Raw genomic sequence first — 26,353 nt, forward strand, 5'->3', positions numbered from 1 at the left:
CGGGCTCAGCTTTCCGCAGCAACCAGATGGCCGCCGCCGACATCGTTCAGCGCCAGCTTCAGCGGCGCCTCCCCGATCCTGCGGGTGGCGCTCGGGATTTCCTGGTCGAAGCGCGCGAAGCGCGTTCTGCGCTGCGCCGGATCGGGCACCGGCACGGCGTCGATCAGCCGCCTGGTGTAGGGATGGCGCGGGTTGGAAAACACCTGGTCGCGCGTGCCCATCTCGACGATCTGGCCGAGATACATGACGGCAACGCGGTCGGAAATGTTCTCGACCACCGCCATGTCGTGCGAGATGAAGAGATAGGCGACGCCGAATTCGCGCTGCAATTCCTTCAGCAAATCGAGCACACGCGCCTGCACCGAGACGTCGAGCGCGGAGACGCTTTCGTCAGCGATGATCAGTTTTGGTCGTAGCGCCAGCGCTCGGGCGATGCAGACGCGCTGGCGCTGGCCACCGGAGAATTCGTGCGGGTAAAGCTCCATCTGTTCGGCCGACAGGCCGACACGCTCGAACAGCGCCGCCACCCGTTCCCGGCGCTCGTCCTTGGAGGCGATGCCATGGATCACCAGCGGCTCGGCAACGAGGTCGCCGACGCGCATGCGCGGATCGAGCGAGGCGAAGGGATCCTGGAAAATCATCTGGACGTCACGGCGCACCGCCTTGCGTTCGTCGCGGCCAAGACCGGAGAGATTGCGCCCGCCAATGACGATGTCGCCGCTATACGGCGCCAGTCCGGCCAGCGCCTTGGCGGTCGTCGACTTGCCGCAGCCGGATTCGCCGACCAGAGCAAGCGTTTCGTTGGGCGCGATCGAGAAGCTGACGCCCTCGACGGCGTGGACGCGGCGGGTGACCTGGCCAAAGATGCCGCCACGCAGATCGAAGCGGACATGCAGGTCGTTGACCTCGGCGACATTGGCCGGTTTCAAGACGTCAATCGCATCCCTGGATTTCTGTCGACCGACGCCACTGCCGATGCGCGGCACGGCAGCCAGCAGTTCGCGCGTATAGTCGGCCTGCGGGCGGGCAAAAATATCCGATGTCGTGCCTTCTTCGACCATGCGGCCGTCGCGCATGACGATGACCCGGTCGGCCATTTCGGCAACCACGCCCATATCGTGGGTGATCAGGATGACGCTGGTGCCATGCTGGCGCTGCAGGTCGCGCAACAGCTCCAGCACTTCGCCTTGCACGGTGACGTCGAGCGCCGTCGTCGGCTCATCGGCGATCAGCACGTCGGGCTCGAGCGCCAGCGCCATGGCGATCATCACCCGCTGGCGCATGCCGCCGGAGAGTTCGTGCGGAAACTGCTTTAACCGGCTTTCCGCCTCCGAAATGCGCACCGCCTTCAGTGACTCGACGGCGCGCTGGCGGGCCTCGGCCCGCGACAGGCTGGTATGCGCCTCGATGGATTCCGTCAGCTGCCGGCCGATCGACAGCACCGGGTTGAGCGAGGTCATCGGCTCCTGGAAAATCATGGCGATGCGGTCACCGCGAATGCGGCGCATCTGGCGCTCGTCGAGACCAGCTAGATCGGTTTCGCCAAGATGGATCGTGCCTGACGATATGCGAGCGGCAGGCTGCGGCAAGAGCTGCATGATCGCCAGCGCGGTCATCGATTTGCCGGAACCGGATTCGCCGGCAATGCAGAGCGTCTCGCCGCGCGCCAGCGTCAGCGACAGGTTGGAGACTACATCGCGCTCGCCGTCCTCGCCGCGCACGCTGACCGAGAGGTTGGCGATGGAGAGGATGGGGTTGTCGGCGAGGGTCATGGTAGGTGGAGCCCTGCGACGGATTGGTTTCGTCGCACCATTCGCACAAACCTTGGCGCTGACCCCCACCCGGACCTCCGGTCCGACCTCCCCACAAGGGGGAGGTAGGGCGGCAGCGCTTTACCCTCCGCCTTGTGGGGAGGGTCGCTGCGAAACAGCGGGGTGGGGGTGCAGCGCCGACCTGACATCATTCAAACACGCAACGCGGAAAATAGAACGACACCACCCAATTCGGCATGTCGACGATCTCGCTGATGCGCAGGTCACCACACACCGAGGCCAGCATATAGGCCTCGACCGGATCGATCTGGTAACGCCCAGCGAGCAGATCGACCATCTGCTCCACCGCCTCCTTCGCGCCCGCCATTAGATCCGGCCCAATCCCCGTCGTCACCTCGTAACCCTTGGCGTCGAGATGGCGCGTCACCGGGCCCGGCGTGGTGAAGCGCGGCGTCTTCAGCCTGGCGTCCTTGACAAGGTCGAGCTTGAGCACGACGTCCATCGGGCTCTCGATCGCCGTGCCGCAGACCTCGCCATCGCCTTGTGCGGCGTGCGTATCGCCGACCGAGAACAGCGCGCCGGCCACCTCAACCGGCAGATAGAGCGTCGTGCCGGCAGCGAGATCGCGGATGTCGAGATTGCCGCCGACCCGCCGTGGCGGCACCACCGAGTGAAGCCCCATCTCAGCCGGCGCATTGCCGATGGTGCCGGCGAACGGCTTCAGTGGCACGCGCGCGTTTTTCCCGAACAGCGCCGGTTCGAGCCCGGCTGCATCGTATTTCCAGATGTTCAGCGCCGGTTCCGTGAAGTCGTCGGCGAGCAGGCCGAAACCCGGAATGTTCGCCGTCCAGCCGAAGCCGGACGGTTTGAACATCTCGATCGTCACCTTGAGCGCGTCACCCGGCTCGGCGTCCTCGACGAAGATCGGCCCGGTCACCGGGTTGACCCCGGCGAAGTCGAGCTTGGCGATTTCGGCAACCGTGCTGTCGGCGTTCAGCTGGCCGCCGGCGGCATCGAGGCACTGGAACTCGATGGTCGCGCCGGGCGCCACCCGCTCGGCCGGGACAAAGGAATTGTCCCAGCCGAAATGGTGGTGGCGCCCATGGATGGTGTAGTCGCAGTTATTGCACATCTTTTACGTACACATTGTCGTAGTTGATCGGGATATGGACCGGGTCGACATAGAGGTTGTCGGCGCCGCCCATGCGCGCGGATTTCATGGTGAAGCGCTGTTCGTTGAAGACCGGCGCCCAGGGCGCGTCTTCCATCACCTTGTCGTAGATGGCGCTCCACATCTTGTCGCGTTCGCCGGCCTTTGCCGGGTCGACCACCGAATCCGCCTCGGCCGCCTTGGCGTCGAGGTCCTTGTTGCAGTACCACGACCAGTTCCAGCCGCCCGGCACCGCGCCGGCGCAGCCGAGGATCGGGCCGTAGAAATTCGACGGATCGGGGAAGTCGGCGATCCAGGCCATGCCGCCCGACCAGATCATCGGCGCGCCGGCCTTGTCACCGCCGGCGGCGATGACATTGGCCTGCGCCAGCGACTGGATGCTGGCCTTGATGCCGATGGCCGCCAGGTCCTGCTGGATCGCCTGGGCAATGCGCGGGTTGGGATCGGTGTTCATGGCGAACAGCTGCGTGTCGAAACCATCGGGATGACCGGCCTCGGCCAGCAGCGCCTTGGCCTTGGCTACGTCATAGGGATAACCTTTGTATTCCTTGTCGTAGCCCGGCATCGACGGCGGCAGCGGCTGGTTGGCCGGCACGGCGCGGCCGTTGATGATCTGGATGATGCGCGCCTTGTTGAGCGCCATGTTGACGGCCTGACGCACCTTCACATTGTCGAACGGCGCCATGGTGGTGTTCATGGTGACGTAGCCGGTGTGCAGCTGACCGCCTTCGACGACGCGCGCCTTCTGCTCGGGATCGGCCATCACCTCCTGGAATTTTGCCGGCGGAATGCCGTCGCCGGGCACATCGATCTCGCCCTTCTGCAAGCGCAGCAGCGCCACGATCGGTTCCTGGCCGATCTCGAAGGTGATCTTGTCGAGATGCGGCAGGCCCTTGTGCCAGTAATCCGCATTGCGCTCGAAGACGATGCGTTGGCCGAGTGTCCACTCGGCGAGCTTGAAGGCGCCGGTGCCCACCGGATGCTTGCCGAAATCGGCGCCATATTTCTCGACCTCTTCCTTCGGCACGACATGGGCGAAATTGATGGCCATGACATGCAGGAAGGTGGCGTCGGGCCGGGTCAGCTCGAACTTCACCGTGTAGGGATCGACGACGGTGACGCCGGAAAGGCCTTCGGCCTTGCCGGCAGCGACATCGTCATAGCCCTTGATCGAGCCGAAGAAGCCGGCGCCGGGGCTCTGCGTCTTCGGATTGGTGACGCGGTCGAGCGAATATTTCACGTCGTCGGCCGTCATCTCGCGGCCATTGTGGAATTTCACGCCATGGCGCAGCTTGAAGGTAAAGGTCTGGCCGTCGGGCGAAATCTCGTAGCTTTCTGCCAGATCGGGTTTCAGGTTGGTGGTGCCTGGCTCGTAATCCATCAGCCCATCGAACAGGCTCTTGATCATCGACCAGTTCTGCCAGTCATAGCCGATCGCCGGATCGAGGGTCGCAACATCGTCCTTGTAGGTGATGGTGATGGCGCCGCCTTGCTTGGCGTTGGGATCGACCGTGTCTTCGGCGCGGACGCTTGTCATGCCGAGCATGAGGGCCAAGGCGGATGCCGCGACTGTGGATGCGAGAAACTTTTTCATTGTTGTGTTCCCTTTCTCTGTTTCATTTTCATCTGAGCTTGATGCGGGGATCGATGAACGGCGCGATGATGTCGGCGAGCAGATTGCCGAGCACGATGGCGAAGGCCGACACCAGCGTGACGCCCATGATGATCGGAATGTCGACGCGCTGGATCGCCTGCCACGCCAGCTGACCGATGCCGGGCCAGCCGAACACGCTTTCGACGACGACGATGCCGCCCATGAAGATGCCGATGTCGATGCCGATCATGGCGATGACCGGCAGGATGGCATTCGGCAGTGCGTGGCGGAATATGATGGCGCTGCGCGCCAGGCCCTTGGCCCGCGCCGTGCGGACATAATCCTGGCGCAGGACGTCTATCATCGACGAGCGCATCATGCGCGCATACCAGCCGGCGCCGAGTACGCCCATGGTCAACGACGGCAGCACCAGATGGCGCCATGTGCCGTAGCCGCCGATCGGAAACCAGCTTAGCCGCACGGCAAAGACGTAGAGCAGCAATAAGCCGACGACGAATTGCGGCGCCGAGACGCCGACGAAGGAGGCCACCATCAGGGTCTGGTCGGTGGCGGAGCCGCGCTTGACGGCGGCGATCAGCCCCATGCTTAGACCGATCAGCAACTCGCACAATATGGCGCCCACCATCAAAAGCAGGCTGGCCGGCAGCCGCGAGACGATGAGCTCGGTAACCTCCGAGCGCTGGATGTAGGAGCGGCCGAGATCGCCGCTGATTAGCTTCGTCAGGTAGTGCCAATACTGGACGACGAAAGGCTGGTCCAGGCCGAGCTGCTGGCGGATGTTTTCCACGGTCTGCGGCGTAGCACTGCGGCCGGCGATCTGCCGCACCGGGTCGGCCGGCAAGAGGTAGAGCAGCGCAAAAGTGATCAGCGAGACGCCAAGCAGGATGAGCAGCGACTGGATCAGCCGGCGGCCGAGATAGGCGATCATGACCGGCCCCCCATTATTCCCGGCCCCTTTGCGTCGGATCGAGGATGTCGCGCAGCGCGTCGCCGATCAGATTGAAGGCCAGCGCCAACGCCAGGATTGCGGCGCCGGGGAAGAACACCAGCCAGGGCGCGGCCTGGAAATAGGTCTGGTTCTCGAAAATGATGTTGCCCCACGACGCCGTCGGCGGCTGCACGCCGATGCCGAGGAAGGAAAGCGTCGCCTCCAGCAGTACCGTGGTGGAGATGCCGAGCGTGCCCCAGACGATGATGGTGGGCAGGAGATGCGGCAGGATGTGGCGAAACAGGATGCGCGGCGCACTCGCCCCGATGCTGCGCTCGGCGTTGATGAACTCGCGTTCGGCCAGCGACGATGTCTCGGTGTAGATGACACGCGCCGTCTGCACCCAGTTGACCAGCGCGATGACCATGGCGACGATCCACAGGCTGGGCTGAAACACTGCCGCCAGGCAGATGGCGAGCAGCAGCGCCGGGAACGCCATCATCAGATCGGTGAAGCGCATCAGCGCGCTGCCGATCCAGCCGCGGAAATAGCCTGCGGTGACGCCCACCAAAGTGCCGATCAAAAGCGCCACGCCATTGGCGACGATGCCGATGATCAGCGAGGTGCGGGCGCCGTAGAGGATGCGGGTCAAGAGGTCACGTCCGAGCAGGTCGGTGCCGAGCCAGTACTGGGCGCTGGGCGGCAGCGGCGAGCCCTCGATGGTCAGGCCGTCGAACATCTGCTCGTTGGGGTCATAGCCGGTCAGCCGGGGCGCCAGCACAGCGCCGGCAAGGACAATGGCGACGATGACCAGGCCGAGCAGCGCGAGGCGGCGTTTCACCAGCCGGCGCCAGACACCGGCGCGCGGTTTTGCCGGCATGCGCACCGGTAGATCAGGCGCGATGGGACTGGTCATCGCCGCCTTCTTCCCCCGTCGCTTCCTCGCTTGTCATTGCCACGATCCGACGCGCGGCATCCTCGACGCTGATCTGCCAGCTCATCGCCAGCGAACGCAGCTGCGCATAGGCGCGCTCGTCGTCGCTGCCTTTCGACAAGGCCGTCACCGCGCGCACGATGGTCTGGCGCTCGGCGACGCGCTGGCGCAGCGACGCTATCTCGCCGGCTAAATGTTTTCGGGCCTCGAAACTCTGTCTCGCGATCAACAGAGCGCTGTAGACGCCGGCATTGCCGACCGGCTTCAGCAGCTGCGCATCGGCCTTGTGCGACAGCGCCCATTCGATACGCCCCGGCGCCTCGGAACCGATCAGCGCCACCAGCGGCATCGGCGCCTCGCCCGGCTTCCACGGGAATTGCTCGTCGAAACCGAGATCGGCATCGAAGAAGACGAAATCGGCGGCGAGAGCTTCCGGCGGCAATTCCGGCCAGCAGTCGATCGTAGCCAGGCCGATGGCCGACAATTGCCTGGTGATTGCCTGCACCGTCGGATGCGGGCGATGCAGGATGAAAGCCCGCGCGCCGCCGAGATTGGGGATGCGCGTCCGGGTCATGACACCACTCTCAGACGCGGACGGCCGAACGTGTTGGCGGGGTCGTAGCGCGACAGATATGGATCCGGCGCGACCTCATCCTCCTGGCTGACGACCTCGAAGAAGCCATCGGCGATCCGGCCGATGATCACCGGCAGCGTCGCGTGCTGGGAGTGGGCGTCGATGGCGATCGGCCCGAGCCGGGTGGAGAAGCGCCGCTCGGCGAAGGCTTTGGAAAATTCCGCCGGGCCGGCATCAGTGTCGCGCGACAGCACGTCGGCCATCACCTGCACCGAGGCATAGGCGGAGGCCTCGAAGGACGAAGCGAAGGCAGCCGGCCGGGGCGCGAAATAGGGCCCGACCGACAGATGCCCTTTCCCTGTATCGCCGATCGCCGGCAACTCGCCTTCGGTGAGGTTGCAGGAGATGACGGGGCAGTTTTCCGGCCTGAATGCCGCATCCTCATCGCCCAGCTCGCGGTAAGCCGCCAGGAAGGCGTAGGATGAGGTGCCGATCAGATTGTTGAGGATGAAGCTCGGCCTCGTCGCCCGGATTTCCGCGATCAGCCGCGACACGTCGGTCTCGCCGATGCGCAGATAGCGCTCGCCCAGCACTTTGCCGCCGGCATCCGCGATCAGGTCGCGCGCCACGCGGTTCATCTCCCAGCCCCAAATGTAGTTCGAGCCGAGCAGGAAGCCGTTGGCGCCGAAACGCGGCACGACATGCGCCATCAGCGGAACCAGATGCTGGTTGGGGCAGGCGTGCATGTAGACGACATGCTCGTTGGCCTCGAACCCTTCATAGGGGCAGGCATACCAGAGCATGCCGCCGGCCTTCTCCAGCACCGGGATGGTTTCCTTGCGGCTCCACGAGGTGACGCAACCGACGACATGGCGCGCGCTGCTGGTCCTGAAAATGTCCTCGCACAAAGTCGCGTAGCGATCGGCATTACTTTGCGGATCGCGCTCTACCGGAACCAGTTCGATGCCATAGCTCCGATCGGCATTGATGTCGGCGATGGCGCGCATGGCGCCCATCCGGCACGCATCGGAGACCAGCTGGTAGCTGCCCGAGCGGGAATACAGGATGCCGATCTCGATACGCCGTTTCAAACCGATCCTCAGAAATGACAATGCCCCGCAGCCAGCGCCGGAGGGCGAGGCATACGAGGCATGTTTGCCGCCCGGCGACCAAGGCCGGTATTTTGCGCTAGCGTATTCGGTCCGGCGGGTCAGTCAAGCGGGAAAGTACGTGGTCATGGGATCGGCCTTGTCCGGCTGATTCTAGTTCCGCAGCGTGAACATCAAAGGCGCCACGACAGCCGTACCGGCCTTCTCAGGCGGTGGCGCGGGCACCGTCGCACCCTGCAGAATGCTGAGCGCGGCGCGATCGAGATCGGCGTCCCCCGAAGATCGTGTCAGCCGGACGGAGGTCACCTTGCCCGAAGCGCTGACGACGAAGGTCACATTTGCGGTACCCACGGCGCGCCGCGACCTTGCCGCGCTCGGGTAGCGCTTGTGCCGATTGATCCATCCGATCAGCTGGGAGTTCCATTTGCTTGCACTGACTGATGATCCACTCGATTGCGAAGCCTTCGGCGCCGACGCCTTCGCCGCTGCCTTTTGATCGACACTGGCGGTCACGACCGCTTTCGCCGGCGCGGCCTTTTCCTTCTTCTCTTTCTTTGCTTTCGGCTTGGGTTTTTCGGCAGCCTTCTTCGCCTTCTCGATCGGCTTGGTCTCCGCCGGCTTGGTCTCCACCGGCTTGGTCTGGGGCGGCGGAATGACCACATCCGGCGCTATGGTCGGGACGATGTCGGGCACCACCTCATCCAGCGGCGGCGATTGATCGGGCTGCTCGGCCGCTGCCGTCTCGATCGGAGCGGCGGGTTGAACCGCTTCCGTCTTCTCGGTGACCGGCTCTGGCTGACCGGGCTCGGGCTCCACGACGGGCTTGAGTTCGGCACCCGCCTCCTCGATCTGGTTCGGCGGCTCGGGCGTCACCACGTCGGCCATCGAGTCCTCCTGCACCGCCGGCGCCACCATCATCGGCGACAGCTCGATAGTCACAGCCGGCGGCGGGCCGCCATCGGCCATGTTGGCTAGGCTGAAGCTCTGGACGGCATAGACGATCGCGACATGCGCGCCGACAATGACAATGGCCGCAGCCGCCCACAAGCCAATTTCGCGCACGCCGGCGCGCGGCGGGTCGGCCGCGGGGGCGGCGGCGGCCAGTTGCGTCACGGGGCGGCGCCCGGGTGCGCCGCGGATGCGTCCGCCGGCACCGTCTCCAGCCCCACCAGCGCGATCTTCAGATAACCGGCGCCGCGCAGCAGGTTCATCACCTCCATCAGCTCGCCATAACCGACCGCCTTGTCGGCACGCAGGAAGATGCGGGTCTGCTTGTCGCCCTTGGTTCTGCCGTCGAGCACCGCGGCGAAAGCCTGGCGCGGCACGCTGTCATTGCCGATCGCCAGCGTCAGATCGTCCTTCAGCGTCAGGAACAGCGGCGTTTCCGGCCGGGGTGTTGGCGTCGCCGTCGAACCCGGCAGATCGACATTGACGTCGACTGTCGCCAAGGGGGCAGCGACCATGAAGATGATCAGCAGCACCAGGATGACGTCGATGAACGGGGTGACATTGATCTCGTGGTTTTCTTCGAGATCGCCATCGATAGCCTCGCGAATTCTAGCCGCCATGGCCCATCACTCCGCCGCCAGCGCGGGCGCCTGCGGCACCGTGCGGAAATCGAGATCGCGGCTGACCAGCCGTTCGACCCCGGCCGAGGCATCGGCAAGAATCTGCCGGTAGCCCGCTATCGACCTTGCAAAGAGGTTGTAGATGACCACTGCGGGAATGGCCGCGACCAGGCCCATCGCCGTGGCGAGCAGCGCCTCGGCGATGCCGGGCGCGACGACCGCGAGGTTGGTGGTCTGCGCCTGCGAGATGCCGATGAAGGCGTTCATGATGCCCCAGACGGTGCCGAACAAGCCCACGAAGGGCGCCGTCGAGCCGATCGTCGCCAGCACGCCGGTGCCGCGCGACACGCGCCGCGCCGCCGCCGCCTCGATGCGCGACAGGCGCGACGTCACGCGTTCCTTCAGCCCGTCGCCGGTAACATGGCCGAGCGCACCGGCCGAAAGGGCAGTCTCTTCCTCGGCTGCCCGCACCAAAAGCGCACCGGGGCCGCCACTGTTGCCAAGCGAGCGTCCGGCCTGGCGCAGTGTGGCGGCATTGCCGATGGCGCGCGCAGCGCGCCGGGCGCCGAGCTTGCCGAAGAGAATCTCCAGCGATTTGGCCAGCCACACCGTCCAGGTGACGAGCGAGGCGAAGGCCAACCCGATCATCACCGCCTTGACGATGATGTCGGCGGCCATGAACATGCCCCAGGGCGACAGATCGTGCGGCAGCGTCAGCGATATTGCCGAAGGCTCGGCCTGCGCGGATGCACCGGGCTGGTTTGCCGGCTGGGGCGCGGTCGGCGCCGCCTGCCCGGCAGTTGGCGAAGCCGGCGCGACAGGCGCAGCCGGTGCGGGCTGTTCGACTACGGTTGGCGCCGACTGGGGATCTGCAGCGGGCACAGTCGTCACCCTGGGCTGCGTGTTTGGCTGCTCTTGCGCAGCAGCGCTGCCGGCCGACAGCATGACCGCGGCCAGCGCCGCCAACAAACCATTTCTGGACACGCTTCGTCCTCGCTTCGTCATTGCACGTAACCGATCGGCTGGCCGGTGACGGGATGCGGGAACACCCCCATCTCGACCCCGAAAACTCCAGCCACGGATTCTGGCTTCTCTCAAACGCGGCACCGCCGCTGGAAAACAATTCAGGCGGCCGAGTGCCCCTGCTTGACTATAAAACATGAGCTTTGTAGTCAACAAACAAGATGGCTTTTTGGCCGACGATTGTGGGCGCGATGTCTCAACGGCACATCGTCCTGGCATCGGTCTATCGTCGCACCGAGGGATGGACGGCCCAGGGTTGCTGGGCCACGATGCCGAGCAGCAATTGAGGCAGGCTGCGATGATCAAGGCGATACCGTTCGATTTCCCCTATGACGGCCGGCTGGTGCCGGCAAACACCGCGCTGCTGGTCATCGACCTGCAGGAGGATTTCCTCTCGCCGACCGGCTATTTCGCCAGGAAGGGTTATGACCCGCGCCGCTGCGCGCCATCCTGCCTACGGTCAACCGACTGATATCAGCGGCACGCACGGCCGGCCTCACCATCATTCACACCAGGCAGGGATATCGCGGCGACATGGCCGACATGACGCCGTACGAGAGATGGCGCCGCAAGCGGGCGGGTCTCGAAGGCACCGACGTGCTGCTGCGCTCCGGCCCCGGCTTTCAGATCGTCGCCGAGATCGACGTCGCGCCGCACGACATCATCGTCGACAAGACCTGCAACAGCGCCTTCACCTATACGGATCTGGAGCTTGTGCTGCGCGCACGCGGCATCACCCATCTGATCTTTTCCGGCTGCACGACCGATGTCTGCGTGCACACGACGCTGCGCGAGGCCTGCGACCTCAATTTCCAGTGCCTGACCATCGCCGACGCCTGCGCCAGCGGCGACCAATACGCGCATGACGCGGCGCTGCATATGGTGACGGTGGAGGACGGGGTGTTTGGTGCGCTGACGGAATCTGGCGCGGTGCTGGAGGCGCTGGCAGTGCTGAGTGGTGATTAGACGCTGGCGGGACAGCACCCCTCTGCCCTGCCGGGCAGAGGGGGGTGTGACGGAACGCTACGAAATAGCTTTCATTCCACCCGCAAATTCACCCTGCGTGAATATCCGACCCGCCCCGCGAGGCAAACGCGCCGGGCTGCGGCACCTCCGCCTCCCGGCGTGCCAGCGAGTTGCGCAAGAGCGCGATCGTCTCGCGGCCGACGCTGGCGATCTCGCGCGGCCGGTCGACACCGACGATCATGAACTCGCTGATGCCCAGCGCCGCATAGGGCAGCAGCGACAGGGCGATCTGCGCCGGTGGTCCGGAAAGTTCGACCGCCTTGTGGCCGACGGTAGAGGCGCCACCCTCCGAGCGGACCCGGACCGGAAGCGCAAAACGCAGCTTGCCGGCGCGGCCATGCTCGGCGGCGGCGCTGCGCGCCCGTTCCATCAGCTGGCGGATCTCGTCGAGCGAACCAGCCGTGAGTTCAAACACGTCGGCATGGCGGCCGGCGACCTTGAGCGCGGTGCCGGACTGGCCACCCATGCGGATGATCACGTCGACGCCATGCGGCCCCTTGCGCGGCACATAGCCACCCTTGATGCTGTAGAATGCACCTTCATGGTCGAAGGGCCGTTCGTTCGACCACAGCCGCTTCAGCAGCACCAGATATTCGTCGATGCGCTGCCAGACCACGGTGTGGCCGACCGGACGCGTCTCGGCATCGTCGTCATCCAGCGGCTCGCTCAGCATCCTCAGCGCCAGCCGGCCGCCGCTCCTGGCGTCGAGCGCCGCCAGTTGCCGCGCCGCAACGGCTGGCGCGATCACGCCGGCCCAGTGCGTCAGCACCACTTCCAGCGACGAGGTGCGGTCCAGCGCCTGGGCGGCGATGTCCATATTGGTCAACAGCCCGGCCGGGTCGTCGACGACGATGTTCTGGAAGCCGGAATCCTCGATCAGCGACAGCTTGGTCGCCGTCTCGACGAAATCATAGAAGAACGGTACGGCCGAACCGGCATCGGCGGCGTGCGTTTTACCGGGAACATGCGTGAACTCGATCGGCATTGCCATCTCCTCCATCACGTTGGATGTATGTCGCCCCCGGTTTTGAGACGACGACATGCGTAAAAACAAGCATCAGCGCCAAAGCGCGTCCGCGTTCGGTTCATCAACTCCGGTCACTCACTGAAAGCGCTAGGTCGCCACCCTCTCGGCCTGATCGGTCAGGGAATCAAGCCGAGCACGACTGCCCCGGTGAACACGAACGCAAGGGCAAAGACGAGATAGGCGAAAGCGCCGGCATAGGCCGGGCGGAAAGCCTGGCTATTGGCCAGCCTCTGGCTGGTGCGGTCCGTCTCGGCGTTCTGGATATAGGACATATCGACCTCCGTCTTGCGGATTAATCTATAAAATCAGTAGACTTTGTCGAGTGCTATTTTTTGGAGATATGTAGAATCATTTTCTCAGTATTCCTTATTATTTGGTTTGGCATTGCTGGGAGACCCCCTGTTGGAGACAAGCGAGCGACAAGCTTGGCCGACGTCTGCATAGGCGATAGCATCGCCATTCCGGCGTAAATGCGGATTATTTCGATCGGGAACGGGAACAGAACATGGGTACAAGACTAGCCGGCAAGATTGCAATCATCTCGGGCGGCGCGACCGGAATGGGCGGAGCGGCCTCGGAATTGTTCGCCGCCGAAGGCGCCAAGGTGGCGATCATTGACCGCAATGGCGAGGCGGCGGCAGCCACTGCGGCGGCGATACGCGCGCGGGGACATATCGCCGAACACTGGGTGGCCGACGTCTCGGACGAGGCGCAGGTCGAGGCCGCAGTGAAGGCGGCGACTGCCAGGCTCGGCCCGGCCACGGTGTTGTTCAACCATGCTGGCACCATCGTGATAAAGCCGTTCCTGGAGACGACAGTGCAGGAATGGGACTGGCTGCATGCGGTCAATGTCCGCTCGATGTTCCTGATGACGCGCGCCGTGCTCCCGGGCATGATCGCTGCCGGTGGCGGTTCGATCGTCTGCACCTCGTCGATCTCGGCTGTGGCGGCCACACCCATGGAGGTGCTCTACGACACCACCAAGGGCGCCTGCCACATGTTCGCGCGCGCCATCGCAGTCGAATTCCGCGACCGCAACATACGCTGCAACGCCGTCTGTCCCGGCTTCATCCGCACGCCGCACGGCCTGCGCGAGGTCGCCGATCTCGGCAAGCTCGGCGTCGACGTATCGGACGCCGCATTGGCCGCACAGCAGGGCCGCATCGGTGAGCCTGAGGAAGTGGCCAAGGCAGCGCTGTACCTCGCCAGCGATGAGTCCAGCTTCGTTAACGGGACGCATCTGTTTGTCGATAATGGTTTTACGGCGATGTGAGTATCCCAGGCTTGGCGCCCTTCCTCTCCCCCGTCGATCGGGGGAGAGGAAGGGCGCCAAGTCCTACTCGCTTACCGCTCTTCTCGTCGAAACGGCTTCAGCAGCGCCGACGGCGCAACCGCGTTGCGTGACATCACGGCCATCGCGACGATGGTGAAAATGAACGGCAGCATCAAGAACGTCTCATAGGGAATATGCCCGAGGCCGCTCGCCTGCATGCGCAATTGTAGCGCATCGACGAAGGCGAACAGCAGCGCCGCGCCCGCAGAGCGCCACGGGTCCCAGCGGCCGAACACGACCAGCGCGATCGCCACCCAGCCACGGCCCGACACGACACCAAAGGTGAAGGCGTTGAACTGTGCCATGGTGAGGAAGGCGCCCGCAAGCCCCATCAGCGCACCGCCGAGGATGACCGCCTGGAAGCGCGTGGCGATGACGCTGACCCCAGCGGAATCAGCGGCGCGCGGGTTCTCGCCGACCATCCGCACCGACAGCCCCCAAGGCGTGCGGTAGAGCACGAAAGCAGCGAGCGGGATGGCAATGATTGCCAAGTAGACCAGCGCAAACTGGTTGAAAACCGCTGACCCCAGAACCGGAATATCCGACAGCAGCGGGATCGGCACCGTCTGAAAACCCTTGATGCTGGGCGGCACCGATTGCTGGCCGAAGGTCAGACGGTAGAGGAAATAGGCAAGGCCGGACGAGAACAAAGTAACGCCGATGCCGCAGACATGCTGGCTGAGGCCGAGCGCCACGGTGAACAGCGCATGCAGCGCACTCATCGCCATGCCGGTCAACACCGCGGCCAGCACGCCGAGCCACAGGCTGCCGCTGAGGCTGGCGGCGGTGAAGCCGGTCATCGCGCAGAGCAGCATGATGCCTTCGATACCGAGATTGAGCACGCCGGCCCGCTCGGAGAACATCTCGCCCAGCGTGGCAAATGCCAGCGGCGTGGCGATGCGGATAATGGCGGCGAGGAAGCCGACCTGAAAGATCTGTTCCAACACCGCGCTCATAAGGCGGCACCGACGCGGCGGATGCGATAGGCCGTGAACAGCAGCGCCACCAGCATGGCGAGCAGCGCCGTGCCCTGGATGACATCGCTGAGGAACGCCGGCACGCCGGTGGCGCGCGACATCGCTTCGGCGCCGGTCATCACGGCGGCCAGGAAGATCGCCGCCGGTACGACGCCGAGCGGATTGAGCCTGGCCAGCATGGCAACGACGATGCCGGAATAGCCATAGCCCGGCGAAATGTCGCTCATCACCTGGAAATGCACGCCGCCGACCTCGCCGACGCCGGCAAGCCCGGCCAGCGCGCCCGACAGCAGCGCCGTCGAGATCAGCACCCGCTCGACATGTATGCCGCCATAGCGGGCGGCTTCCGGGCTTTCGCCGGTGACCCTGATCCGGAAGCCGAGCGTGGTGCGCACGATCAGGAACCAGATCAACGGGGCCGCGATCAACGCGGCGATGACACCCAGATGCAGCCTTGTGCCTTCGAGCAGCACCGGGAAATTCGCCGAATCCTCGATCGGCGGCGAGATCGGATAGCCGCTGAACGAGTCCTTCCACGGCCCCTCGATCAGCGCCATCAGCGCATAGTAGATGACCGAGTTGAGCAGCAGCGAGCTGACGACGTCATCCACCTTGAATTTGACCCTGAGCGTCGCGGGCACCAGCGCTACCGCGGCACCGGCAGCAGCGCCCGCCAGCGCCATCGACAGGATCGCCAGCGCGCCCGGCATTGGGATGGCGCCGACGAAGCAGCTGGCCACGGCGCCGGCCAGCAATTGGCCCTCGGCGCCGATGTTCCAGAATTTGGCCCGGAAGGCGACGGCCACAGCCAGCCCGGTGAAGATCATCGGGGCGGCGCGCACCAGCGTTTCGGTGATGGCATAGCTGTCGCCGAACGAGGCCGACAGCATCACGCCATAGGCCTCAAGCACGCCGGCGCCTGCCAGCGCGATGAGGCCGCTGCACAGGACCAGCGCTGCGCCGATGGCCAGCAGCGGCAAAGCGAGATTGAACCAGGCGGGGGTGGAACTGCGGGCTTCGAGGCGGAACATCAGCTATGCCCCTCCGCCGCCCAGACGGTCGCGCCGCCCTTCATCCGCCTGCCGGCACCTTCTCCCCGAATAGACACGGGGAGAAGGGATCCGGGCCCTATGCAACTCCCCTCTTGCAGCTGTGGTGATTGGCGAAACCATGGGTGAGAGCCCCTCTCCCCGTCTCTATACGGGGAGAGGATGCCGGCAGGCAGGTGAGGGGCAGCGCTGACGCTTAAAGTCAGCCAAAAGCGGGCAGTATTATTTGAGGTTTCTGCGAGGAACCGAGTGAGAAAGTCCATCTAGGCTCTGCCCTCCGCCCCGGTCATCAGCAGCCCAAGCCGCGCGATGGTCGCATCGGCGCTGTCCAGCGTGCCGGCGATGCGGCCCTCATACATCACCGCGATGCGGTCGCAGAGCACCAGCAGCTCTTCGAGATCCTCGCCGATGACGATGATCCCGCAGCCCTTGGCACGCATGTCGAGGAATTTTTCGTGGATGAAGCGGGCGGCACCGATGTCGAGGCCGCGCGTCGGCTGCGAGACGATCAGCACCTTCGGGTCGAAAGCCAGTTCGCGCGCCAGCAGCGCCTTCTGCAGATTGCCGCCCGACAGCGCGCCGGCGCGGGTCATCGGCCCGGGGCACCTGATGTCATAGGCCTTGATCTGTTCTTCGGCGAAGGCGCGGATCGCATCTGGCTTGAGCAGGCCCCGGCTGCTGAAAGCCGCAGTACCAATGCGCGGCAACACCATGGAATCGGCGAGCGGCAGATTGGTGACCAGCCCGGTCGTCATACGGTCTTCCGGGATGCGGCCAAGGCCGAGCGCCTGCACCTCGCGCGGCGAGAACCGCGTAACAGGTTTGCCGGCTATCGTCATCGCGCCGGCGTCGGGCGCGCGCGTGCCGGAAATCACCTCGGCCAGCGCCCGCTGGCCATTGCCGGAGACCCCGGCAATGCCGAGGATTTCGCCCGCGCGAACGGCAAGCGATACATCGCGCAGCGGCGTCCCCGAATGCCGTGAGGTGGAAATACCGTCGAGCGTCAGCACCGCCGCGCCTGGGGTCGAAGGTCCTCTTGCCGGCGGCACGATCTCATGGCCGCACATCAGCTGCGCCATTTCTGCCGATGTCGTGTTCGCCGGATCGTCGACACGGCCGGCGACGCGGCCGTGCCGCAATACGGTGCAGCGATGGGTGAGCGCCCGCACCTCGTTCAATTTATGCGAGATGAAGATGATTCCGAGCCCCTGCGCCGCCATCGAGCGCAGCGCCGAAAACAGCCCGTCGACCTCGCCCGGCGCCAACACCGCCGTCGGCTCGTCGAGGATTAACAGGCTGGCGCCGCGAAACAGCGCCTTGACGATTTCGAGCCGCTGCTGCTCGCCGACCGACAGCGCGGAGACAGGCAGGTTGGGGTCCAGCGTCAGCCCATGCCGACGGCTGATGTCGGACAACCGGGCAAGTCCGCCGGCGCGGTCGATGCGGCAGGATTTGCCGGGAATGCCAATCAGAAGGTTTTCCAGGACCGTCAGCCTTGGCGCCAAATGAAAATGCTGGTGCACCATGCCGATGCCGGCGGCCAGCGCATCGGCCGAACTGGTGATCCGCACGGTCTTGCCCTGGATAAGAATTTCGCCGGCATCCGGCGCATAGGCGCCGAACAGCACATTCATCAGCGTCGTCTTGCCGGCGCCGTTTTCGCCCAGCAGGCCGAGGATCTCACCTGGGGCGACGCTTAGATCGACAGCCTCATTCGCCTTGACGGCGCCGAAGCTCTTGGTGATGCCGCGCATTTCGATGAGAGGGGCGGACAAGGATGCTCCTGCGGAGATACCCCTCCCCCTCGAGGGGAGGGTGCCGAGCGAAGCGAGGCGGGTGGGGTCACCTCAACTGCCTCAACCCATGACTTAGCAGGATGGAGCACTTCGCGGAGGACCCCACCCGGCCCTGCGGGCCACCCTCCCCTCAAGGGGAGGGGGTGCGCCGAGCTAATCCGAAACCGGCGTGTTCTCATCCACATCCACCCGGAAATTGCCTTCCAGGATCTCGACCTTCTTCTTCTCGACCAGATCCTTCACATCCGCCGGCAGCGTCTTGTCGAATTTATGGTAGGGCGCCAGGAACGACCCGCCCTTGGCCATGCGCGAGAAATCGCCATAATCCTGCGCGGTGAAGACACCGGCCTTGACCAGCTTGATCGCCTGCTCGACCGTCGGATACATGTCCCAGACCGGCCCGGTTATGACCGTGTCGGGGCCGAGGCTCGACTGGTCGGACATGTTGGAGATGGCGAGGATCTTCTTGTCCACCGCCGCCTCGATGACGCCGAAGCGCTCGGCATAGATGACATCGACGCCGGCATCGATCTGGGCGACCGCCGCTTCCTTGGCCTTGGGCGGATCGAAGAACGAGCCAATGAAGGCGACCTTCTTCTTGATGTTGGGATTGACCTCCTTGGCGCCGGCAAAGAAGGCGTTGACCAGCCGGTTCACTTCCGGAATGCCCATGGCCGCCACCGCGCCGATCGTGCCCGACTTCGACATCTTGCCGGCGATCATGCCGGACAGATAGGCCGGCTCGTGGATCCAGTTGTCGAAGACGCCGAAATTGGGCTCGGCCGGGCCGGCGCCCGAGCCGAACAGCCATGCCGTCTTCGGGAACTGCTTTGCCGTGCGGCGCGATTCACGCTCGGCGGCGAAGGCGTCGCCCAGCACCAGCTGGTACCCGCCTTGCGCATATTCGCGCATGACGCGGCTGAAATCGGCGGTCTGCACCTTTTCCGACCATTTGTATTCGATGCCGAGTTCCTTCTCGGCCTTCTGCAGGGCGACGTGGATCTGGTTGTCCCACGGCTCCTCGATCGGCGTGGCGAAGATCGCCGCCACCTTCAGCTTCTTGTCCTTGGCGAAGGCTGCACCCGGCAGCATGGCTGCGGCCAGGCCAAGTGCGCCGAGTTCCAGCACGTCGCGCCGCGACAGGCCGGTCGATTGCGATTTGTTTTTCCGGTTTTCCATCTAGTGCCCCTCTGTTTGACAGCCGTGTCGAGCCGGCTGTTCCGAAATCAGGCGCGGAACTATGGAACGGGTGCGGACTTTTGTCCACATGGTCAAATTTAGCGGGACTGCTGCCGGGCTCACGCCTTTTAGCGCAGCGCCTTCTCGCCGCCGGCTACGGTGATGACGCCGACGATGATCAGCCCGGTCAGCAACAGCCGAACGCCGGCGCTGACGCCGAACGTGTTGAGCATGGTCAGAAGCAGTACCAGGAACAGCGCCGCGCCCCAGACACCGGGAACATTGGCCTTGCCACCGGCGACCGAGGTGCCGCCGATGACGACGACGGCGATCGAGGCCAGCAGGTACTCGTTGCCGATATCGACATTGGCGCCGCGGAAATAGCCGGCGAGCAGCGCCCCATCCATGCCGCCGAGCGCGCCCGACAGCGTGTAAGTCAGGAAGCGGGTGCGGCCGACATTGACGCCGGCAAGCCACGCGGCGCGGATGTTCTGGCCGATCGCCAGCACCGAGCGGCCATAGATCATGCGCTGCAAGGCGATGGCCGCACCGATGCTGAACAACACGGTAAGGATCGCCAGCACTGGAATGCCCAGGATTTGCCAGTTCGCAAAATCGGCAAAGCCGGGCGGCGGCTTGATCTGCAGGCCACGCCCATAGCTGATGTCGATCGACTGGATGATGAAGCTGGCCGACAGAGTGGCGATGATCGGCGGGATCCTCAGCGCCCAGATCAGGAGATAGTTGACGGCACCGATGGCAGCGCCGCAGGCGAGCGCGGCGAGCAGCCCGACCACGATCATGGAATCGCTGCCGCCCATGACCTTCATGGCGACGGCACTGGCGAGCCCGATATTGGCCGGCAGCGACAGGTCGACATTGCCTGGCCCGAGCGTGATGACGAACATTTGGCCGACGCCGACGATCACGGTGAACACGGCAAGCGAAAGTGCCGCCGTGATCATGCCGCCGCCGCCATAGCCGCCGGTGAAAGCGATGGTCGCCAGCCAGACGAACATCGCGCCGATGAACGACCAGATCCAGGGTTTGGCGACAAGCGATTTAACCAGCGTCATCGCTACCTCTCCCTGCGGCTGATCAGGACGCGGGCTGCCAGCACGATGATCAGGATGGCGCCGTTGGCCGCGACCTGCCAGTCCGGCGGAATGTGCATGAAGGTGAGCAGAGGCGATGCCGCCAGCGCCAGTGTCAGCGCGCCGAGCACGGCGCCGATCGGCGACACCCGGCCGCCGACGAACTCGCCGCCGCCGAGAATGACGCCGGCGATCGCCAGCAGCGTGTAGCCATTGCCGATATTGGCGTCGGCCGAGGTGGTGATGCCGATCAGCGCCATGCCGGACAGAACGCCGAATAGGCCGGTCAGCGCAAACAGCACGATCTTGGTTCGAAGCAGCGACCAGCCAGCGCGCCTGAGCGCCGCCGGATTGCCGCCGGATCCCCGCAGGATGACGCCATAGGAGGTGCGCATCAGCCCAAAATGCACCACCGCTGCGATCGCCAGCGCGGCGATGATAGGGAACGGAATGAAGGGCGGCTTGAAGGCCATCAGCGACAAGAGCCAGTCCGGCGCCTTGCCACCGGGCTTGGGCAGCACCAGAATGGCAAGTCCCTGCCAGACGAAGCTCATGCCCAGCGTCACCACGATCGACGGCAGATTGCGCAGATGGATCAGTGCGCCGAGCAGCGCATAAACGCCTATGGAGCCGAGCAGGATGATCACGCCGAGCAGCGGCGCGTCCTTCAGCCAGGTCGCGGTGACGCAGCCGACAAAGCCGACAAAGGTGCCGATCGACAGATCGAGCTCATTGCCGGCGATGACGAACATCTGGGCGATCGTCGCCAGCGCGATCGGAATAGCGAGGTTCAACATCAAGCTGAAGCCGAAATAGCTGATGGCGCGTGGGTTGAGCCAGGCGATGGCGATAACCACCAGCGCCAGCGACAGCGCCGGCAACAGGCTGCGCAGCAGGCGCGCGCGGGCCGCGCTGCTGCGCGGCGAGGACGTAGGGCCGGGAGCGACTGCCGTCATCTCAGGCCGCGTCGCCGAATGAGGACTGGATGATCTTTTCCTCGGTCAGCTCGTCGCGCGTGAGATTGGCGACGATGCGGCCGTTCTTGAAGACATGGATGTGGTCGCAATTGTCGAGCTCTTCGGTCTCGGTGGTGTACCAGAGGAAGGTCCGGCCCTTGGCCGCCTCCTCGCGCACGAGATCGTAGACCTCGAGCTTGGTGCCGATGTCCACGCCGCGCATCGGATCGTCCATCAGCACGATCTGCGCATCGGAACCCAGTGCGCGGGCAAACAGCGCCTTCTGCTGGTTGCCGCCGGACAGCGAGAAGATGTTGTTGGTCATGTCAGGCGTGCGGATGCCGATCTTCTGCTTCCAAAACTCAGCAAGCTCGGCCTCGCGCTGCGGCGAGATCAGCAACCCTTTGCGCAGCCGCGCCAGCGAGCGGATACCGATGTTTTCGGCAATAGACCATTGCGGGAAAATGCCGTCCGATTGGCGGTCTCCGGCCACCAGCGCCACCGGGGCGGTCACCTCGATATCAAGCCTTCTACGCGTCGCGGCGGCAAAGATCGCCAGCAACAGGTCGGTCTGGCCATGGCCGGCAAGCCCGGCAAGCCCGATGATCTCGCCGGCGCGAGCGACAAGCTCCTTGCCGTCCTGCTGCCGCTCGGGCCGCGCCCGCACCCTGAGCGGGCCCGCCGCCGGCCTGGCGGCGATCTCCGCCGCGATCTTCTCGCGCGCTTCCGCGCCGCCCATGGTGGCCACCAGCCGGTCGCGGTCGAACGCTTTTGCAACGTCCGTGGCGACCACCTTGCCGTCGCGCATGACCACGATGCGGTCGGCATTCTGCAGCACCTCGCCCAGCACATGCGAGATCAGGATGCAGCTGCCCCCGGTGGCTACGAAACGGCGCACGAAGGCAAGCAGCTGGCCCGCAGTATGCGCGTCCAGCGAAGAGGTCGGCTCGTCGAGAATGACCAAGTCGAGCGGATCGCGCGTCACCGTGAAGGCGCGCGCCACCTCGACCATTTGCCGCCGGCCGATGGAGAGATCGCCGGCAATGTCGTCTGCCGAGATGCCGTGATCCGGAAAGATTTCGTCCAGCTTGGCGGCAATGAGAGCAGCCGCCTTGCGTCGCCAGCCGAAGCCGGTGAGCGCCGGATGGTTGATGCGCGTATTCTCCGCGATACTGAGGTTAGGGCAGAGCGACAGTTCCTGGAACACGCAGCGTATGCCGAGTTTCAGCGCGCGCGCCACCGAGTAGTCGGTTTCGGCATTGCCACGCACCGCGATCTCACCGCCATCGGGCTGCAGCGTACCGGCCACCATATGCATCAGCGTCGATTTGCCGGCTCCGTTGTGGCCGACCAGCCCGACGCATTCGCCTGATACAACATGGAAGTCGACGCCGTTAAGCGCCCGAACGGCGCCGAAATGTTTTTCGGCGCCGTTCAGCCTGATGATGTCCAAATGGGCGGCGCCGAAATGTTTTTCGGCGCCGCCCAGTCTGATGATGTCCGTATTGGCCTCAGGCATGCTCAACGATATCCGGTCGGTCATGCCGCTGGCAATGAATGCAATGCATCACTTGAGATTGGCTTTGATCGCCGCGATTGCGTCTTCCTGGCTGTATTCGTGGGTGGCGACGCCGCCCTCCTTGATTTTCGGCAGCTCGGTCTCGAAATTGTCCTGGGTAAAGGCGAGATACGGCACCAAAAGGTCATGCGGAATGTCGGTGCGGCCGTCGAGCACCTGCTGCGCCACCCAGAAGGCCAGCGACGACACGCCGGGCGCGATCGAGGCCGACCAGGTCTGGTAGCCATCCTTGTCCTTCTGCTCCTTCCACCATTTCAGCTCGTCCTGGCGGTTGCCCATGATGATGGTCGGACGCGGCTTGCCTGCGGCGGCAAAGGCTTGTGCCGCGCCATAACCGTCACCGCCCTGGTCGACGATGCCGACGATGTCGGGCAACGAAGGCAGGATCGTCGCGACCGCCTTCTGCGCCGTCGTCTGGTCCCAGTCGCCGGTCACCGAACCGACGATCTTGAACTCGGGATGGGCGGCGACGCCTTCGAGGATGCCGGCATGGATGGCATCGTCGATCGAGGTGCCGGCAAGGCCGCGGATTTCCAGCAAATTGCCGCCCTTGGGCTGGAACTTGGCCATCTGCTCGACTTCCTGCTTGCCCATGTCCTTGAAGTCGACGACGACGCGGTAGGCGCAAGGTTCGGTGACCGTCCCGTCGAAGGAGACGACGACGATGCCGGCATCGCAGGCCTGCTTGATGGCGCCGTTCAGCGCATCCGGCGATGCGGCATTGATGACGATGGCGTCATAACCCTGCAGGATCAGGTTCTGCACCTGGGCAGCCTGGGTCGGCACTTCCTTGTCGGCGGTGGTGAAGATGTCGGCGGCGCCGACGATCTTATCCTCCACCGCCTTCTTGGTGACGATGCCGTAGCTGTCGAGCATCGCCTGGCGCCACGAATTGCCGGCGTAATTGTTGGAGAAGGCGATCTTCTTGCCGCTGGTGTCGGCAAGCGCCGTGCCCGAGGCGAGCATCGCCGCCAGAGCGCTCAGGACGAGCAGTGTCTTCATGTCATAATCCTCCCATAGATTGTCGGCCCCGCCGACTGTTGCAGATGGTTTTGGCGTTGTCTGCCTGTTTTTTATCTATTGTCAGACAAATTCAGATACGCCCGCTTGTCAACTGCGATCGATCACGCTTGGACGATCAACTTCAGGTGCGGCGGTTGAAAAGCCTTCGCGTGCTGGTCTAGGGAAGGGTCCAGGAGACCATGCATGGCAGCGATGCCGCCGACCCTTCCCCCCAGTGCACCCAAAAGAATGGGCGCCCCCGGAATTCCGGCGCGCTGGACGTCAAGCGCCAAGAGCGGCGTAGGTGCCGCGCTTTCGCCGGCGAGCCGCGTCTGGTTCACGCTCAGCCATGGCATCGTCAACGAGGTCTATTATCCCGGCCTCGACAGCGCCTGCACGCGCGACATGGGACTGCTGGTCACCGGTCCCGGCGGCTGGTTCTCCGAGGAGAAGCGTGACGCCACGCATGCCATCGAGCCGTTCGAGGACGGCGTGCCCGCCTACCGGCTGATCAACGCGACGGCGCGTTACCAGATCGAAAAGCGCATCCTGGCGGATCCGGCGCGCCCGGCCTTGCTGCAGGAAACCAGCTTCACGGCACTCGAGGGCGTGGCCACGGACTACCGCGTCTACGCCCTGCTGGCGCCGCATCTGGTCAGTGCCGGCATGGGCAACACCGCCTGGACCGACGAGCACAAGGGGAGGCCGATGCTGTTCGCGTCCGGGCGCGGCACCTGCCTGGCGCTTGCATCCTCGCTGCCCTGGGGTGATTGCTCGGCCGGCTATGCAGGCTTTTCCGACGGCTGGCAGCAACTCAGCCGCGCCGGCCGGCTCGATCCGGCCTGCCAAAGGGCGGAGGACGGCAATGTCGCGCTGACCGGCGAGATCGGCTTTTCCTTACGCAACAGCAAAGCCTTGCTTGCGCTTGGGTTTGGGGCAACGCCGGATGAAGCGGCCGAAAACGCCGCCGCCAGCCTGAAACGCGGTTTTGAGCCGGCGGCAAAGGCCTATGTCGCGAAATGGCGGAAATGGCAGGCAGGCCTGACGGCGCTCGACCACCATGATGCATCCGGCCTCAACACCTACCGCGTCAGCACAGCGGTGCTGGCGACACACCTGTCGCTGGCGAGGCCCGGTGCGGCCGTCGCCAGCCTGTCGATCCCCTGGGGGTTCAGCAAGGGCGACGACGACCTTGGCGGCTATCATCTGGTCTGGCCGCGCGACCTTGTGGAAACCGCGGGCGGCTTCCTCGCCGCCGGCGATCCGGCGCAGGCGCTTGAGATCCTCGCCTATCTCTGTTCCATCCAGCAGCCGGACGGCCACTGGCCACAAAATGTGTGGCTCGACGGCTCGCTCTATTGGCCGGGCATCCAGATGGACGAATGCGCCTTCCCGCTGCTGCTTGCCGATGCGCTGCACCGCGCCGGCCACCTGCCGCGCGCCAAGCTCGCCGCCTTCATGCCGATGATCGAGAAGGCCGCGTCCTATGTCGTGCGCAATGGTCCCGTCACCGGGCAGGACCGCTGGGAAGAGGATGCCGGCTACAGCCCATTCACGCTCGCCGTCGAAATATCGGCACTGCTTGGCGCCGCCGATCTGTTCGACGTTGACGGCAAACCGGAACCGGCTAACTATTTGCGCGAGGTCGCGGATTGCTGGAACGACCAGATCGAGCGCTGGACCTATGTCAACGGCACACCGCAGTGCCACGAGGCTGGCGTCGACGGCTACTACATCCGCATCGCGCCGGCCGACGGTTCAGGCGCCGCATCGCCGAAGGACGGCTTCGTACCGATCAAGAACCGTCCGCCGGGCGATACCGACAAGCCGGCCGAAGCGATTGTCAGCCCGGACGCGCTGGCGCTGGTCCGCTTCGGCCTCAGGGCCGCGGACGATCCGCGCATCGTCGGCACGGTCAAGATCATAGACGCGCAACTGCGCTGCGACCTGCCGCAAGGGCCTCTCTGGTATCGCTACACCAGCGACGGTTATGGCGAACACGCCGACGGCGCGCCCTTCGACGGCAACGGCCAGGGCCGGCCCTGGCCGTTGCTGGCCGGCGAACGCGCCCACTACGAGCTGGCCGCCGGTAACAAGGACAAGGCGGCAAGCCTGCTCAGGACATTCGAGGCTTCGGCTGGCGTGGGCGGTCTGCTGCCGGAACAGGTCTGGGACCGCGCCGACATACCGGAGCGCGAATTGTGGCTGGGCAGGCCGTCGGGCAGCGCCATGCCGCTGGTCTGGGCGCATTCGGAACACATCAAGCTGTTGCGCTCGCTCCGCGACGGCGCCGTCTTCGACATGCCGCCGCAAGGCGTCAAGCGCTATGTCAGGGACAAGACCGGCTCGCCGCTGAGGATATGGCGCTTCAACAACAGGCTGCGCACCATGGAAGCCGGCAAGACGCTGCGGGTTGAACTGCTGCAGCCGGCACTGATCCGCTGGAGCGGCGACCAGTGGCAGACCAGCCAAGAAATCAACACGTCCGTGAATGTCTTTGGCGTCCATCTGGCGGATCTGCCGGTGGCCGATATTCCGCGAGGTAATACGATCGTCTTCACTTTTTTCTGGCCCGACGGCGACCGTTGGGAGAATGTCGACTTCACCGTCGGCATTGAGAACTAACTCGCCCACAATTTTC

General features: G+C 64.7%; 22 protein-coding genes and 1 pseudogene. 3 read left to right on the forward strand and 20 right to left on the reverse strand.

The genetic code is table 11. From position 1 onward, the window contains the following. Nucleotides 1-5: 5 nt before the first annotated feature. The 10 genes from NKI64_RS03565 to exbB form a co-directional block, all read right to left on the reverse strand. Complete coding sequence (locus tag NKI64_RS03565; protein WP_352666498.1) at nt 6-1,772, reverse strand: ABC transporter ATP-binding protein; 1,767 nt, start codon at nt 1,770-1,772, stop codon at nt 6-8. 187 nt (nt 1,773-1,959) lie between these two features. Next, nucleotides 1,960-2,904 carry an acetamidase/formamidase family protein gene (locus NKI64_RS03570; RefSeq protein WP_352666500.1) on the reverse strand — a complete coding sequence of 315 codons (945 nt, stop codon included), beginning with the start codon at nt 2,902-2,904 and terminating at the stop codon, nt 1,960-1,962. Beyond that, nucleotides 2,894-4,489: an ABC transporter substrate-binding protein gene (locus tag NKI64_RS03575; protein ID WP_444849001.1), complete on the reverse strand. Its 1,596-nt coding sequence runs from the start codon at nt 4,487-4,489 to the stop codon at nt 2,894-2,896. Before NKI64_RS03575 ends, NKI64_RS03570 begins: the two co-directional genes overlap by 11 nt. 76 nt (nt 4,490-4,565) lie before the next feature. Beyond that, complete coding sequence (locus tag NKI64_RS03580; RefSeq protein WP_023668591.1) at nt 4,566-5,486, reverse strand: ABC transporter permease; 921 nt, start codon at nt 5,484-5,486, stop codon at nt 4,566-4,568. A gap of 13 nt (nt 5,487-5,499) precedes the next feature. Further along, nucleotides 5,500-6,402 (reverse strand): ABC transporter permease, encoded by a 903-nt coding sequence (locus NKI64_RS03585; RefSeq protein WP_352666502.1) that lies wholly within the window; start codon nt 6,400-6,402, stop codon nt 5,500-5,502. Beyond that, nucleotides 6,380-6,994: an ANTAR domain-containing response regulator gene (locus NKI64_RS03590; RefSeq protein ID WP_023668589.1), complete on the reverse strand. Its 615-nt coding sequence runs from the start codon at nt 6,992-6,994 to the stop codon at nt 6,380-6,382. The genes NKI64_RS03585 and NKI64_RS03590 overlap by 23 nt, the downstream gene beginning before the upstream one ends. Beyond that, nucleotides 6,991-8,085 carry a transporter substrate-binding protein gene (locus NKI64_RS03595; protein WP_023668588.1) on the reverse strand — a complete coding sequence of 365 codons (1,095 nt, stop codon included), beginning with the start codon at nt 8,083-8,085 and terminating at the stop codon, nt 6,991-6,993. Before NKI64_RS03595 ends, NKI64_RS03590 begins: the two co-directional genes overlap by 4 nt. 171 nt (nt 8,086-8,256) lie before the next feature. Further along, nucleotides 8,257-9,216, reverse strand: coding sequence for an energy transducer TonB family protein (locus NKI64_RS03600; RefSeq protein ID WP_023730201.1), 960 nt, complete (start codon nt 9,214-9,216; stop codon nt 8,257-8,259). Then, nucleotides 9,213-9,671 (reverse strand): TonB system transport protein ExbD, encoded by a 459-nt coding sequence (exbD, locus tag NKI64_RS03605; RefSeq protein ID WP_023730202.1) that lies wholly within the window; start codon nt 9,669-9,671, stop codon nt 9,213-9,215. The genes NKI64_RS03600 and exbD overlap by 4 nt, the downstream gene beginning before the upstream one ends. Nucleotides 9,672-9,677: 6 nt before the next feature. Continuing rightward, entirely contained in the window at nt 9,678-10,655 is a 978-nt protein-coding gene (gene exbB, locus NKI64_RS03610) for a tonB-system energizer ExbB (protein WP_027050525.1), read from the reverse strand. Nucleotides 10,656-10,992: 337 nt separating this feature from the next. Here exbB and NKI64_RS03615 point away from each other — a divergent pair. Further along, nucleotides 10,993-11,660 (forward strand): annotated as a pseudogene (locus NKI64_RS03615) (cysteine hydrolase family protein). An 88-nt stretch (nt 11,661-11,748) separates the two neighbouring features. On the opposite strand, the gene NKI64_RS03620 reads toward NKI64_RS03615, so the two are convergent. Together NKI64_RS03620 and NKI64_RS03625 are read right to left on the reverse strand one after the other, a co-directional pair. After that, nucleotides 11,749-12,705 carry an LLM class flavin-dependent oxidoreductase gene (locus tag NKI64_RS03620; protein ID WP_352666505.1) on the reverse strand — a complete coding sequence of 319 codons (957 nt, stop codon included), beginning with the start codon at nt 12,703-12,705 and terminating at the stop codon, nt 11,749-11,751. A gap of 158 nt (nt 12,706-12,863) precedes the next feature. Beyond that, complete coding sequence (locus NKI64_RS03625) at nt 12,864-13,019, reverse strand: hypothetical protein (RefSeq protein ID WP_023670454.1); 156 nt, start codon at nt 13,017-13,019, stop codon at nt 12,864-12,866. A gap of 233 nt (nt 13,020-13,252) precedes the next feature. Here NKI64_RS03625 and NKI64_RS03630 point away from each other — a divergent pair, with 233 nt between their 5' ends. Continuing rightward, entirely contained in the window at nt 13,253-14,020 is a 768-nt protein-coding gene (locus NKI64_RS03630) for an SDR family NAD(P)-dependent oxidoreductase (protein WP_023686096.1), read from the forward strand. Between the two features lie 71 nt (nt 14,021-14,091). Here NKI64_RS03630 and NKI64_RS03635 read toward each other — a convergent pair whose 3' ends face one another. From NKI64_RS03635 to NKI64_RS03670, 8 genes are all read right to left on the reverse strand, one after another. Further along, nucleotides 14,092-15,036 carry an ABC transporter permease gene (locus tag NKI64_RS03635; protein ID WP_352666507.1) on the reverse strand — a complete coding sequence of 315 codons (945 nt, stop codon included), beginning with the start codon at nt 15,034-15,036 and terminating at the stop codon, nt 14,092-14,094. Further along, nucleotides 15,033-16,088 (reverse strand): ABC transporter permease, encoded by a 1,056-nt coding sequence (locus NKI64_RS03640; RefSeq protein WP_023683937.1) that lies wholly within the window; start codon nt 16,086-16,088, stop codon nt 15,033-15,035. Before NKI64_RS03640 ends, NKI64_RS03635 begins: the two co-directional genes overlap by 4 nt. Before the next feature lie 281 nt (nt 16,089-16,369). Beyond that, nucleotides 16,370-17,881 (reverse strand): ABC transporter ATP-binding protein, encoded by a 1,512-nt coding sequence (locus NKI64_RS03645; RefSeq protein WP_352666509.1) that lies wholly within the window; start codon nt 17,879-17,881, stop codon nt 16,370-16,372. A gap of 174 nt (nt 17,882-18,055) precedes the next feature. Further along, nucleotides 18,056-19,081 (reverse strand): BMP family protein, encoded by a 1,026-nt coding sequence (locus tag NKI64_RS03650; protein WP_023687751.1) that lies wholly within the window; start codon nt 19,079-19,081, stop codon nt 18,056-18,058. A gap of 128 nt (nt 19,082-19,209) precedes the next feature. Beyond that, nucleotides 19,210-20,157 carry an ABC transporter permease gene (locus tag NKI64_RS03655; protein ID WP_023704993.1) on the reverse strand — a complete coding sequence of 316 codons (948 nt, stop codon included), beginning with the start codon at nt 20,155-20,157 and terminating at the stop codon, nt 19,210-19,212. A 2-nt stretch (nt 20,158-20,159) separates the two neighbouring features. Then, nucleotides 20,160-21,131 carry an ABC transporter permease gene (locus NKI64_RS03660; protein ID WP_023694460.1) on the reverse strand — a complete coding sequence of 324 codons (972 nt, stop codon included), beginning with the start codon at nt 21,129-21,131 and terminating at the stop codon, nt 20,160-20,162. Nucleotide 21,132: 1 nt separating this feature from the next. After that, nucleotides 21,133-22,650 (reverse strand): sugar ABC transporter ATP-binding protein, encoded by a 1,518-nt coding sequence (locus NKI64_RS03665; RefSeq protein WP_023732918.1) that lies wholly within the window; start codon nt 22,648-22,650, stop codon nt 21,133-21,135. 48 nt (nt 22,651-22,698) lie between these two features. Continuing rightward, nucleotides 22,699-23,712 carry an ABC transporter substrate-binding protein gene (locus tag NKI64_RS03670; RefSeq protein ID WP_352666512.1) on the reverse strand — a complete coding sequence of 338 codons (1,014 nt, stop codon included), beginning with the start codon at nt 23,710-23,712 and terminating at the stop codon, nt 22,699-22,701. Between the two features lie 204 nt (nt 23,713-23,916). Between NKI64_RS03670 and NKI64_RS03675 the strand changes: the two genes are divergently transcribed. Next, on the forward strand, nt 23,917-26,337 hold the full coding sequence (locus NKI64_RS03675) for a glucan 1,4-alpha-glucosidase (RefSeq protein ID WP_502901362.1): 2,421 nt from the start codon (nt 23,917-23,919) through the stop codon (nt 26,335-26,337). The last annotated feature ends 16 nt before the right edge of the window (nt 26,338-26,353 follow it).

It is taken from the genome of Mesorhizobium sp. M0478 (assembly GCF_040321305.1).
Lineage (GTDB): Bacteria > Pseudomonadota > Alphaproteobacteria > Rhizobiales > Rhizobiaceae > Mesorhizobium.

What these genes read in the sequence shown, in the direction of transcription:
- NKI64_RS03565 (WP_352666498.1), bottom strand. Translation starts at nt 1,772, where the DNA reads ATGACCCTCGCCGACAACCCCATCCTCTCCATCGCCAACCTCTCGGTC.
- NKI64_RS03570 (WP_352666500.1), bottom strand. Translation starts at nt 2,904, where the DNA reads ATGTGCAATAACTGCGACTACACCATCCATGGGCGCCACCACCATTTC.
- NKI64_RS03575 (WP_444849001.1), bottom strand. Translation starts at nt 4,489, where the DNA reads ATGCTCGGCATGACAAGCGTCCGCGCCGAAGACACGGTCGATCCCAAC.
- NKI64_RS03580 (WP_023668591.1), bottom strand. Translation starts at nt 5,486, where the DNA reads ATGATCGCCTATCTCGGCCGCCGGCTGATCCAGTCGCTGCTCATCCTG.
- NKI64_RS03585 (WP_352666502.1), bottom strand. Translation starts at nt 6,402, where the DNA reads ATGACCAGTCCCATCGCGCCTGATCTACCGGTGCGCATGCCGGCAAAA.
- NKI64_RS03590 (WP_023668589.1), bottom strand. Translation starts at nt 6,994, where the DNA reads ATGACCCGGACGCGCATCCCCAATCTCGGCGGCGCGCGGGCTTTCATC.
- exbD (WP_023730202.1), bottom strand. Translation starts at nt 9,671, where the DNA reads ATGGCGGCTAGAATTCGCGAGGCTATCGATGGCGATCTCGAAGAAAAC.
- NKI64_RS03620 (WP_352666505.1), bottom strand. Translation starts at nt 12,705, where the DNA reads ATGCCGATCGAGTTCACGCATGTTCCCGGTAAAACGCACGCCGCCGAT.
- NKI64_RS03625 (WP_023670454.1), bottom strand. Translation starts at nt 13,019, where the DNA reads ATGTCCTATATCCAGAACGCCGAGACGGACCGCACCAGCCAGAGGCTG.
- NKI64_RS03630 (WP_023686096.1), top strand. Translation starts at nt 13,253, where the DNA reads ATGGGTACAAGACTAGCCGGCAAGATTGCAATCATCTCGGGCGGCGCG.
- NKI64_RS03635 (WP_352666507.1), bottom strand. Translation starts at nt 15,036, where the DNA reads ATGAGCGCGGTGTTGGAACAGATCTTTCAGGTCGGCTTCCTCGCCGCC.
- NKI64_RS03640 (WP_023683937.1), bottom strand. Translation starts at nt 16,088, where the DNA reads ATGTTCCGCCTCGAAGCCCGCAGTTCCACCCCCGCCTGGTTCAATCTC.
- NKI64_RS03650 (WP_023687751.1), bottom strand. Translation starts at nt 19,081, where the DNA reads ATGGAAAACCGGAAAAACAAATCGCAATCGACCGGCCTGTCGCGGCGC.
- NKI64_RS03655 (WP_023704993.1), bottom strand. Translation starts at nt 20,157, where the DNA reads ATGACGCTGGTTAAATCGCTTGTCGCCAAACCCTGGATCTGGTCGTTC.
- NKI64_RS03660 (WP_023694460.1), bottom strand. Translation starts at nt 21,131, where the DNA reads ATGACGGCAGTCGCTCCCGGCCCTACGTCCTCGCCGCGCAGCAGCGCG.
- NKI64_RS03665 (WP_023732918.1), bottom strand. Translation starts at nt 22,650, where the DNA reads ATGCCTGAGGCCAATACGGACATCATCAGACTGGGCGGCGCCGAAAAA.
- NKI64_RS03670 (WP_352666512.1), bottom strand. Translation starts at nt 23,712, where the DNA reads ATGAAGACACTGCTCGTCCTGAGCGCTCTGGCGGCGATGCTCGCCTCG.
- NKI64_RS03675 (WP_502901362.1), top strand. Translation starts at nt 23,917, where the DNA reads ATGGCAGCGATGCCGCCGACCCTTCCCCCCAGTGCACCCAAAAGAATG.